General features: G+C 36.1%; 8 protein-coding genes and 1 pseudogene. 8 read left to right on the top strand and 1 reads right to left on the bottom strand.

Annotated features, from left to right (window positions below; translation table 11 throughout):
• Window positions 1–88: 88 nt before the first annotated feature.
• The 5 genes from H5180_RS22855 (at window position 89) to H5180_RS22835 (ending at window position 6,322) form a co-directional block, all read left to right on the top strand.
• Entirely contained in the window at window positions 89–1,183 is a 1,095-nt protein-coding gene (locus tag H5180_RS22855) for a TOPRIM nucleotidyl transferase/hydrolase domain-containing protein (protein WP_310736523.1), read from the top strand.
• Window positions 1,165–3,177, top strand: a complete 2,013-nt coding sequence (locus H5180_RS22850) for a UvrD-helicase domain-containing protein (protein ID WP_182759209.1) — start codon at window positions 1,165–1,167, stop codon at window positions 3,175–3,177. Before H5180_RS22855 ends, H5180_RS22850 begins: the two co-directional genes overlap by 19 nt.
• 594 nt (window positions 3,178–3,771) lie before the next feature.
• Entirely contained in the window at window positions 3,772–5,154 is a 1,383-nt protein-coding gene (locus H5180_RS22845) for a radical SAM protein (protein WP_182759208.1), read from the top strand.
• A complete protein-coding gene (locus H5180_RS22840) occupies window positions 5,151–5,753 on the top strand; it encodes a PolC-type DNA polymerase III (protein ID WP_182759207.1) in 603 nt (200 codons plus the stop codon). The genes H5180_RS22845 and H5180_RS22840 overlap by 4 nt, the downstream gene beginning before the upstream one ends.
• Window positions 5,753–6,322: an AAA family ATPase gene (locus H5180_RS22835; protein WP_182759206.1), complete on the top strand. Its 570-nt coding sequence runs from the start codon at window positions 5,753–5,755 to the stop codon at window positions 6,320–6,322. Before H5180_RS22840 ends, H5180_RS22835 begins: the two co-directional genes overlap by 1 nt.
• A 595-nt stretch (window positions 6,323–6,917) precedes the next feature.
• Here the strand turns inward: H5180_RS22835 and H5180_RS22830 are convergent.
• Window positions 6,918–7,457 carry a hypothetical protein gene (locus tag H5180_RS22830; protein ID WP_182759205.1) on the bottom strand — a complete coding sequence of 180 codons (540 nt, stop codon included), beginning with the start codon at window positions 7,455–7,457 and terminating at the stop codon, window positions 6,918–6,920.
• Between the two features lie 121 nt (window positions 7,458–7,578).
• Here H5180_RS22830 and H5180_RS22825 point away from each other — a divergent pair, with 121 nt between their 5' ends.
• From H5180_RS22825 to H5180_RS22815, 3 genes and pseudogenes are all read left to right on the top strand, one after another.
• The gene (locus tag H5180_RS22825; RefSeq protein WP_182759210.1) at window positions 7,579–7,887 is read left to right on the top strand and encodes a helix-turn-helix domain-containing protein; all 309 of its coding nucleotides are present in this window, start codon (window positions 7,579–7,581) and stop codon (window positions 7,885–7,887) included.
• Window positions 7,888–8,141: 254 nt separating this feature from the next.
• Window positions 8,142–11,885 (top strand): hypothetical protein, encoded by a 3,744-nt coding sequence (locus tag H5180_RS22820; protein WP_182759204.1) that lies wholly within the window; start codon window positions 8,142–8,144, stop codon window positions 11,883–11,885.
• A 287-nt stretch (window positions 11,886–12,172) separates the two neighbouring features.
• A pseudogene (locus H5180_RS22815) lies at window positions 12,173–12,280 on the top strand (thioredoxin-dependent thiol peroxidase); the annotation flags it as partial.
• Window positions 12,281–12,333 lie beyond the last annotated feature (53 nt).

Below are 12,333 nucleotides of genomic sequence, written 5' to 3'. Positions count from 1 at the left end.
ATCAGCTAAAAGCAGAAACAAGCTTTAATAAAGGCATGCCCGCAAAACAGAAAAAAGCTATGCGCAGTACAGGTTACCTTGAAAAGGTATTGAAATCATAGGCTTTTTTCATGCTCTTGCCCTGCACACTCACCCTCAAATGCAATATATCTTTATCAAAAACATTAAAACATTATTGAAAGGTAATCGAGAACGCGATGATGGAATAACGATTCAACTTCAAACGGCTATTACAACACACTCATCTCATATTGTTTCTGAATGTGATTTTGATGATATTAAGTATTTGCGAAAAAACAACTCAACCTGCGATGTTAAAGCAAAAAACCTGAAATCACTTCAAGATGAGTACAAATCAGAAGATGATGCTGAAGATATTAAACTGAAAAAAGCTTATAAGTTTTTGAAGCAGTATTTGACTTTAAATCGAGCAGAGCTATTTTTTGCGGACAAAGCTATTTTTATTGAAGGAGAGACTGAAAAAATATTAGTCCCTGCCATGATGAAAAAAATTGATCAAGAGTTTAGTGCTCCTGATGAAACACCATTATTATCTCAAAATATCTCAATGGTTGAGGTTGGTGCTTATTCGCAAACATTTGAGAAATTCATCGATTTTATCGGGGTTAAATCATTAGTTATTACTGATATTGATAGTCAATATGTACGAGATATTATTAAGGATGGTAATACAAAGAAAGAGACAATTAAATGTAAGCCTTCAGATCCACTCGCTGACCAAACTTCAAATGCATCATTAAAATTTTTCTTCGGTAATGACGATTTAGCTTTTTACAAAAATTTATCCATTAATCAAAAGTCATTAAGAAAAGATGGTACCCAATGGATTCAAGATCCTGATGGGTACTTCCTAATGGCTTACCAAACAAACGAGGACGGCTATCATGGACGTAGCTTTGAAGACGCCTTTTTTAGTTTAAATAAAGATCTATTAGGTAAGAGTGCAGAAGCTTTTCCTTCATTAACAAAGAGACATTTTGATATTTATGTAGACAGTGACGATGCTTGCCCATTCGACTTTGCTGAAAAAGCAGTAAATAGCAAGCCAACATTAGCTATTGAAATATTACTGAATAGCAAAAAAACTGGTGATAATGAATTTAGTAATTGGCAAGTCCCTAGCTATATCAAGGAAGGATTATTATGGCTACGCAAGAATTAGATATATCGCATCTTACTACTGAATCCCAAAAAGTTATTGGGTTAATAAGACAAGGCTATAGTTTTTTATTAAGCGGTGGTGCTGGTAGCGGTAAAACCTACTCTCTAGTTGAAATATTAAACGCCGTTTTAGTTGAAAATCCAACAACATCTATTGCCTGTATTACCTATACGAATGCAGCAGTCGATGAGATTGAAGAGCGTGTTCAGCATGAACATCTTCATGTTTCGACTATTCATGATTTTTTATGGAGTAATATTAAGCACTTTCAGTGTGAACTGAAGAGTACGCTAATTGAATTAATAAATGATGACGAACAGCCCAAAATAAAATCTCCAGATGGAGAGAAAGTCACAAATAATTATTTTGATGATCTTGATGGTGATATTAAATACAAAGAGTTTGTTAGGATTAAAGATGGTTGTATTTCTCATGATGAGGTGATCATTCTTGCCTGCAAAATGTATGAAAAATATGAAAAACTCTGCACTATAACTAAAGATTCATACCCATTTATTCTTGTTGATGAGTATCAAGATACAGATCCTAACGTAGTAAAGTTGTTGCTAGAGAACTTAAATCAATCACCTAAAAGAAACATTGTTGGTTTTTTTGGTGATGCGATGCAGTCAATTTACGAAGGAAGCGTCGGGAATTTAAATGGAAATACTCAACCTAAACGTATTACCGCATTAAAAAAGGAACAGAACAAGCAGGGAACTTACTTCTCAGTCATTAATAATTTAAAAGAATATACTCTACTGACACCAACAGTTATAGAGGTCAAAAAAGTCCAAAACCGACGGAATCCTCAACTTGTTATAGATCTCGCTAACAAAATAAGAACTGATGGCTTAATGCAGGAGCCATCAGAAGATATTAACGCGCCTAATATGAATGCCGATGGGACAGCAAAACAAGGAAGTGCACTTTTCCTATATTCCAATAACGATGATTTAGGCGCAGTCCGTCATCACTTAGCTTGGGACTTTGATAGTTCAATTGAGACCAAAGAACTTAACCTAACTCACAATCTAATTGCAGGAAAAGCAGGTTTTGGTGATTTAATGCGCATTTACGATAAAGATAAAATTTTAGAATCTATTAAGCGTGTTAAGGGGTATATAAAAAAGAATGATATTAAGATAGATACTAAAGGCAGAACATTTAAGCATGTATATGAGGAGTTAGGTGGTTTACAAGATGGTACTCCTAAACCACTCGCACCTACCAAAGGCCAAAAAGAATATATAGATGCTAATCCCGATGTTTATGAATTAGCATTAGCGCAGCCTTATGATGAGATATCAAAACTCTACATTGATAAAGACATGTTGGTTGACGATAAAAAAAATACAGCTGATGATTTAAGTAAGCCTAGTTCTAATCGAGATGATCTGATCAAGCACTTATTTAAAATTGAGCACTGTATTTATTTGTATAAAGAAAAAAGATTTAATGAGTTTTCAAGAATTACTGATTTCTCAATAACATCAGTTGCTGATAAGAAAAACTTAAAAAAATCAATGGAAGAATTGATTAAAGTTGAAAATAGATCTATTGACGAAGTTATAGCTCTTGCGAATCAACTTAACCTTGTTGTTGAAGATGATAAATTAGAAAGGTTTAAAGTATCTAGAAATTATGTTTATCAGCAAGTATGTCAAATACCTTATCAACAATTTAGAGGGCTATATCAATACTTAGAAGGCTATACTCCTCTTTCAACACAGCATAAGACTAAGGGTGCAGAGTATCCTAATGTACTTGTCGTTCTAGATAATGGCCAATGGAATAGTTATAACTTTAAAAATTTATTTGAAGGAGGAGGAAAAGAAAGTGTACGGCAGAGGACAGAAAAAATATTTTATGTGTGTTGCACACGGGCTAAAGAAAACCTTGCTGTTTTTTTCCATCAACCTAGTGCAAATGTGATTGCTAAAGCCAGTGAGTGGTTTGGTGCTCACAATATTGTTAATTTGGATGAGAAATAGCAATCTTTTAAAGGGGAAGCAGAATGACCATATTTTATGTTAACCCTGCTTAAATTAGTGTGCTATTACTGGTCATACTTCTATATATGTTTATGTCAGCTTTCTCTACAAGCTGACATAAACAATAGTTTTTACTTTTTCAATGTCCGCTTATCGCTCTTTGCCGAAGTTCGACTTAATTCTATAAGCAGCCCTTCCGGTTTAACTCATTTCTGCCCCAAAGCTGCTTATGCCTAACATGATGACCGTCTAGATAGCATCGCAGTAGACTTAATTTATCTAATCCGTGTTTTGGGCTCTTATACTGAAGATTTCCGTAGCTCTATCACAAAACTATCTTTCGATTCACACAATAATTTTATATAAACAAAGTTTCATATCAAACAACAGCAACATAGGCGGAATGCAAACTGGACTGTACCTAATATCCGTGATAGTTTTCATCCTCATCCTCATTTTCACTCAGCTCTCAAACTTCGTCTTTTTGTTGATAAATTATCCCAAAGAAAATATGATAATTTATATGCACACTGTCTCAATGTGTCTGGATTGTTGTCAAATATGTGTCAGTAACACTAGGGAGTTACTCAGTAGATGAAGAAGTTATATTTAGCCCATAATACGTGTTTAAATTCTTCATATGATTTGAACGTGCTGGAGGCCGGGTTAGTTCAAAAGGGATACGAGTTAGTTTCACAACCTGAGGATGCAGATGAAGTTATATATTCAGGTTGCTCTGTTAGGGAAAAATGGGTTGAAGATGCTATTAGTCAGATAAATGAAGTTGCTCGTCGCGCTCCTAATGCTGAAATAAGCATAACTGGATGCATAGCGAACACAAGTATGGATAAAGTGCAAAAAGGCACATCAGCAACAAACCTTTCGTTTAAGGCAATGCATCAGATTTTGATGGATAAGACTGAACTTAGGTTTTCAGATGTGGATGACACTCATGTTCAAGATTATAACGTAGAGCGTAAGAGTGATTTACCAGCTGGGCTTCAGAACCTGAGATTACGTGTCGGTGAAGAGAAGGCATCAATTGTAGCTTCATTACAGGAGATTGATAGAACGTATCAATCCTCTTCTGAGGATCGATACCGTAGAACAACAAAAGGATTTGTTTTTTATAATGAGCAGGATCCTTTTGAGCGCATTACGGTAACTAGGAGCTGCCCTTATAAATGTACTTTTTGCAGTATACCCAAGGGGCGTGGAGAGTTTACTTCTGTAACATTAAGTTCGGTTCTCTCTAAAGTTCGGGAAGCTCTTGAACAAGGTAAATATCACATTGTTTTACTTGGTGATGAGGTTGGAAACTACAGGTCTCCTGATGGTGGTGCTGATTTTCCAACTCTAATAGAGAACATTCTAAGTTTAAATCCAAGGATTGAATTATCAATTAGATATATAGAGCCTAAGCCGTTTCAAAGGTATTACAGTAATATTATGAGCTGGAGTGCGAATGGGAGGATAAGGTTGTTATATTTATCAGTTCAGAGCGGCTCACATAATATATTAAAGAAGATGAAGAGGGGTTATAAACTAGAACGCTTGAAGAAACAGTTAGCTTATATCCGTAATTCAACATCTGTGATTTTGTATGGAAACTGGCTTATTGGTTTTCCTAGTGAGTCAGAAAAGGATTTTGATGAAACAGTATCACTTGTAAGGAATTTGAATTTCCACATTAATGTGGTTATCCCATTTTCTGCACGCGAGGGGACGCCAGCCTATGCGATGGATGAACAGTTATCTACAGAGATCATTGATGATCGAGTCAAACGCTTAACTGAAGTTGTGGCAGAAATGAAATGTAATGATATGAGAGAGTCACTGGCTTCAGTTGATGTAAGTATCTCTGACAATATAATTCATAGGATTAGGTTAGCTGAAAGGTCTCAGTATGCCAATGATCAAGAGGAATCTGAGCCAAGCAGAGTTATGGGAAATTTAATTGAGGTGAAAATACTTTGAATAATGATTCTAGAGAAGTATTGGATTTTATTGCTGTCGATGTTGAGGGTAATGGTCAGGTACAGCAAGAGATAATCGAATTGGCGATTGTTTCATCGCATCAAAATACCACATTAGATACATTGTCATGGTTGATTCGCCCTATTACACCTGTAACTGAACAAGCAATGCGATTTCATGGAATTACTAATGAGGATTTAGCGTCTAGCAGTACTGCGGAGGAGATTAGAAGTGAGGTGTTGGAGGCTCTGGGTAAAGGAATCGTTGTGGGGCACAATGTTAGCGTAGATACTAGGCTCATACGTAAACAGTTCGGTGAATGGGGCCCACTTGCCATAATCGATACAATCAAACTTGCTAAGTATGTCTGTCCTAACCTACGGAGTTATTCGTTGGATGAGATGATTAAAGAATTTGCTTTAGATATCCCAGCATCTGAACGACACCGTGCTGCTGGTGATGCCAGAGCTACGGCTCAGTTATTCAACATACTTTTATCTAAATTAAAACGTTCACAAAGGGATGTTTTGACTTTATCCCAGATATCTGGGAGTGCGGACAACCCATTTTTAGAAGATCAACAAGGGGATTTATTCTAATGGCTAAGTATATTGGAATTGCAGGGACTCATTCAACGGGGAAGACCACTTACTTTGATGAGTTGATAAGGCGAGCTGGAGATATGGGTATTAAAGCCGTTCGTGTAGGCGATTTTGCGACCGATTGTAGGAACGTTGGCTTGCCCATCTTAGAGGATCATACATTCGAAAGCACCTTGTGGATTATAGCGTCAGTAATAAAATCAGAAATTGAAGCAGGGATCAATGCGGATTTAGTTCTGGTAGATAGGCCTGTAGTTGATGCGCTTGGTTATTTAAATGCAGCTCTTGAAATACAAGGCCGGGAGATATCTTTAGAGCAGAGAGAATATCTAGAGTCTTTAGTGAAGTTTCATTCAAAGAGGTATGATCTAATTTTGCAGACGAAGCTTGATGAAACAATTGAACTTGGGGAAGGTCGGCCTAAAAATATGAAGTTTAGAACGTTAGCTGCTGAAAATATTAGTGCCGCATTTAATGACCTTAAAATACGATATATGCCAGCACAAAGTGAAGCAGCCAAGCTCGCTGAGACTAATATTTTGGAAACAATTAAAGCTAGTGAATAGTTTTTTGTAAGCGCGTCATACCCCCCACATTCTAATCAATATCGGTACGCTCTAAGATTAAATCGCCAACCTCAGGAATCTCTGAAATGGTAAACGGCGTACAGAACAAGAACGACAAAACTGTTCAAGCAATATGAGTACAGTTACTTACCTCAGCGTGTTTCTGTTTTCTGCGAGCATCATGGTCTGAGAGTTTTGTCCCTCTATGCAGAACGTCAACAGTTGCGGTGCTCAGGGTCATCTCAAACAGGTGGCTTCATCAGAACCGAAGCCGTTGAAAAATGACACGCTACTAGATGCTTCAGAGAGCCTGTTGTCATCATGACGTACGACCAACATACTCAACACTTAACTTATGAGCGCAAAGTACGAACTGTGCGAAGACGTATTAACTGACAGTAGTAGCCTTATAAAAAGTTATTAATGAATTGCTAATGAATGATTTTTCGTAAAGCATTTTTGTCCAGAAACGAGCTAGTGCGATCGTCCGATTCTAGCTCACACAGGTGTGTCATAAAAGCCTAAACCTATTCAGTCAAAACTGCTAGGTCAGATATGAGCTACTACAAATCAGGGCAATAAGTGGCAGCTAAAATTAGTACCCAACCGCACTATCCCCTTTCCTAATATCAAGACACTCTCCTAAAATATTCTGTACCGCTGTTATACGACCTAAACATCGATATTTTTCCTCTTTGGCCAAATCAAACTTTGACTTCAGTAAAGCAATAATTGCAGGATATTCGTCCATGTAACTTTGGTACTCTTCCATTTCAGATGTGCTAATAAGTAGGCTATATCTATACTTTATAAGTCTGTCATTTAAAATAGCCTTAAACTCCTCATCAGGTATTAAGTAATTTCCAGTCTTCGGATTATCTAAATTATAAAAATGTTGTTTAAATTTTTCGGTATGGATATATCTAATTTTTTGTGTATTTTTCTTACCAAGCTTTAGTAAATATCCATGATTAACAAGTCGATAAAGCTGTCGATGTATAAAAACTCTTGCTTTAAAATCATTTTTCGTAGAACTAAACAAACGCATATAGGTTTCAACTAGTTCAGTAACAGAAAAATTATCAATTCTTTTTTTTACTAAAAGTAAGTACATGGCTTCATTTAAATTTTTCATAATCAACGATGACCGATATTAAAGTTAAAAATTTCAAGCTTAGTATTCCTAAGTATACAACATTAGCATAAACTTAGAGAATCTAAGTATTGATATTGTGAATTAAGATGAATTCTTGGAAATTGCAATTAACCCAGTCCCAGGACGAATTAAACAGGCACGAGTTTCTAAGGGGATCTCTCAGAAAGAACTCGGCATTAGAATTGGGCTTGACCAAAGTTCTGCGAGTAGTCGTATGAACCACTATGAGAAAGGTAGGCATACCCCAGACATTCCAACCCTTAAAAGAATGGCGGATGAATTAGGAGTTCCTTTGCCTTATTTTTTATGTGAATCAGAAAAGACAGCTGAGTTGATTTGCCTAATTGAAAATCTCAAAGAGGCAGATAAAGACGAATTAATTCGTAAACTTAAAGAAAATAAAAAATAGTAAAACTGTACGACACCTACAGGCCTAATTTTCCAAATTACAAATTTAATAAAAAATACATTAATTACGAGTTAAGCTTATTCAATACCTTGTTTTTTATTTAAATTTATACTCCCCCCCTTCCCTTGATAAAGCTATTATTAAAATAGATAGTTTAAGCCTTAATAAATAGACCTTTAGTCTCTAAGTAAATAATGTTGCCTTTTTTTGTCGCGATAGTAGTCTGTATTGCAAGAAATAAATGGACTTCACTTATGAAAATCACCGCTAACCATATAGAAAGCTGGGCTAACACAAGACAGGCACAAGCTGAACTCCCTATATTTATTAGAAAACTAATATCGGCAACTAACTCCCTGTCAGAACTTGTAATGCCTGGAGGCGATTCGGTTTATCGAACAGGTTGGGATGGGCAAATCACATGTAGTGATACTAGCGCTTGGGTTCCAGAAGGTAAATCAGTTTGGGAAATGGGATGTAATACAAATATTGCATCAAAAGCTAACAGTGACTTTAATAAACGAACAGAAGAATTTAACGAGGAATTTCAACGTTCGAACAGCTTCATTTTTGTTACCCCTTATCGTTGGCATAAAAAAGAAAACTGGCTTAACGAAAAAAAGAACGATGGTAGTTGGAAAGAAATTAAGGTGCTAGATGCTGATGACCTGGAAGTTTGGTTTGAGAATGCACCGGCTGTAGCATTAGAGTTTGGTGAACTTATTGGTATTGTAGGCTCAGGGGTTGAGTCTGTTACAAGCTATTGGGCTAATTGGAGTAAGCAATCTTCGCCTAATATTTCCATTAATGCGATTCAGCAAGACAGAGAGCAAGCAAAAAAAACGTTCTTAGATTTAATTGAAAATCAAACTACATTAATAAAAATTGAGGCTGACAGCCATGAAGAAGCTACCGCATTTTGCTGTTCGGCGCTATTAGGTCATCCTTTAAATACAAAAGCAGCTTGTATTATAGATGATAATGGATGGAGTTTTGTTAACACAAACCCAGCACTTAAAATTGCAATTTTAGCTTCTACACAATTAAACTTGAGACAGGCCCCACGTGCAGGCATAACCCTTATACAGCCTATTTGTCATGGTGACGATATTAATTCGCAGGCGAATAATTCTGCCTCGGTATCTATTCCACGAATTTCTTCGGATGCTTTTAAGCAAGCATTAGTTGAGCTTGGGGAAGAAGAAAATGATGCTAGAAGGCTTACCAAGTCTTCAGGTCGATCATGGTCTGTCTACCGCCGCTTTAAAGCGCAAAATCCACTAATCCGAAAGCCTTCTTGGTTAGACGGAATTGATAAAGAGTGTTTGGTCATCTTGCTTTTAGTTGGAGCTTGGAATTCTTCATGTAAAGGTGACATAGTACTTATTGAAGAACTAACCAAACAACCATATGAAGATTTTGAAGACTCTTTAAGCCACTTAGCAACATTAGATGACTCCCCTGTAATTAATATAGGAAATGTTTGGAAAGCGAAGTCGCCAATTGAGCTTTTATATTTAATAGCACCAAAATTATCCCAATCAAAACTCATTAAATTTATTAGTTTAGTAAAATCAGTACTCAGCAAACCAGATCCCAAACTTGAACTCCCTGAAAGTGAAAGGTGGATGGCTAATATTCACGGTAAAGTGCGTGATGAGTCTGGAGTTGTAATCAAGTCATTACTAAATTCATTGATCAAGTTAAAAGTGTTTGCAGAAACAACTCAAGTAAATATCTCGAATGACATAGTCAGCAAAGTGGATAAGCTTTTTTTTGAAGTATTGTTTAATGCTAGTGAAGAAACATGGATGTCACTATCCAGTTACTTACCAAGCATTGCAGAAGCATCTCCAGGCACATTTATGCAATGTGTTGAAAGTAGCCTAAGTGATAGTTCACAACCTATTGCATGCCTTATTGAAAATACTACCTCTTCAGGGCTCAGCAATTACTGCTGGTATTCTGGCTTATTGTGGGGACTGGAAACAATTGCTTGGAACTCTAGCCTGTTATTTAGAGTAACTAATATTCTTATAGACCTAGACAAGATCCCAAACAACACAAACTGGGGAAATAAACCATTTACAACGCTGCAAAGTTTTTATAGACCGCACAGACCTCAGTGCTTGGCAACAGTAGATCAAAAAATTCAAATATTAGAAACAGTTTTAGAGAAGGACGAGTCCTTTGGGTGGAGGTTCATTTTTTCATTAATTCCTAGAGGTGGCTCGATTGGGCTTAATAACTCGCGACCAATATGGAGAGATGATGATGCAGGGAGTGAATCTGAGAGTAATATTTATTACCCTCATTACATATCATGGTTTGTAGAAACTGTTTTAAAATTCGCAAAAGGAAACCCCAATCGAATAGCTCAGTTAATGGATTTCTATAAATTGTTTGACGAGGAATCTAAGGAACATCTTGTCTTATTAATAGAGGAATTAAGTAATTTTGATGATAATGGAAAAGAAATAATACTATATCGGCTTAGAAAGCATATCAGCTTTTATCAGAGTGATTATATTGATGACAAAGATGATTACTTAGAAATAATTAAATCAGCTTATTATAATAATCAGCCGCAAGACACAATCGTCCGATATCGTTGGCTTTTTCAAAATCGATGTATTAACTTACCGGAAGGTAAAAGAAATAATTATGAAAAAAACGATGAGCTTCGTAATCAATATCGGTTAAATGCCATAGAACACATATGGGAAGAGCTAGGGTCATCAGGGATTGAAAGATTACTAATGTGTGTGGAAGATAGTTGGCTCGTCGGCAATTACACTGCTAGGTACTTACAAAGTAATCATTTTAATGAGTTGATGCTTCTTTCCTTCAATCTATTTATTAAAAATAGTCATCAGTATCAAGACCCATTTTTAGATGGTGTTTTAAGTCATGTTGCGTTTACTAAACAGAGTTCTTATCTGAAAGCTATAAAGATACAACTCCACGAAAGAAAGCTAAATTCAAAACAACAAGCCTCAGTAGTCGCGTGTTTACCACCAAATATGGATGTTTTTACTTTTATTGATAGTTTAGGTGAAGAAGTAGCTGAAGAATACTGGCGTAATATTCATTTTAGTTACAGGGTGGGCAAAGATTGTATTGATTTCGTTTTTAATAATTTTATTTTGCTAAAACGTTATAACTCAGCTTTTAAGTTAATCGAAAACAGTTTAGAAAAGATACCTCCCAAAAAAGTATTTGAGATTCTTAGAAATTTACTTAGGGCTGATGAAGGTTCAGACACTTTGCCAGATGGGTATTGGATTGAACAAGCAATTAAGTTCATTTCTGAAAGTGGTGAAATTAGCCAACATGAACTAGCTATTCTCGAATTCGCTTTTTTACCTATTTTTAGTGAGCCTAGTTATGTACCTCCAAATTTACTCAACGAACTACTGACTTCACCACAAACATTTGTTGAATTAGTTTGTTGTGTATATCGTGAGGAAGGAAAGTATAAGCAAGAAACAAATATTGAGTCTAACGAAAATGCTGCACGGAATGCTTTTAAAGTATTGCATTATGGCAGAGGAGTCCCTGGTCTAAGAGAGAATGAAGGCATAGATGTTTTAGTTTTCAATAAATGGATTCAAGAAACAAGACAAATAGGTCGCAAAATGGATCGAGAAGCGATGACTGATCAATCCATCGGACAATGGTTGTCTAATTGTCCCGAGGAAGAAGAAGGTGTATGGCCATGCTATCCTGTTTGTGAATTACTAGAGAAAGTGGATGCCTCAGAAATTAGAGAAGGTTTTAGTTTAGGAATTCGCAATAATCGTGGCGTTACTTATAGAGCTTACAATGGAGGAGGCGATTCAGAGCGTAAGTTAGCACTCAAGTACAGAGAGTATGCTGACAAGCTTAATAATAAATACCCTCAAACATCAAGTTTGCTGAATGATATTGCTAAGTCGTATTTCGATGAAGCAAAAAGGGAAGATGATAATGTTAGTTTAAATAATGAACTAGATTGACTTTATCCAAAATATAAAAAATCATTGCGATATCCACCTCTATAGGTTAGCAAATCCCAAAAAAAATATCACTTCGCTCTAAGGAAATTAAAAAAATAGCTTTTTTCTATTCTTCACTCGGATTTGGAGTAGAGTTGCTTTCTAGTAAGGCTTCAGGACTTATGTCATGTAGACGGGAAGATTGGTGAGGTTATTTTATGTGCAGAATTTTAATTGCACACCCAACGAACAAAGCTACATACTTTTATTCTCAATTAAATGTGCACTTTAATTGGGGTATAAACCAACACCGTTTAAGCTTCTTGATCGGCCAAGACGGAACAATAAAGCACTTTTTCGATAAATTTAAAACCAAAGACCATCATCAAGTGGTGTTGGATTATTTGACTAAATAATCGGTGCTAGGTGCTAGGTGCTAGGTGCTAGGTGCTAGGTGCTAGGTGCTAGG

Origin of the sequence: Pseudoalteromonas sp. SR41-4, from assembly GCF_014163985.1 — a bacterium.
Lineage (GTDB): Bacteria > Pseudomonadota > Gammaproteobacteria > Enterobacterales > Alteromonadaceae > Pseudoalteromonas > Pseudoalteromonas rhizosphaerae.
This window is presented reverse-complemented; position numbering and strand designations above follow the sequence as displayed.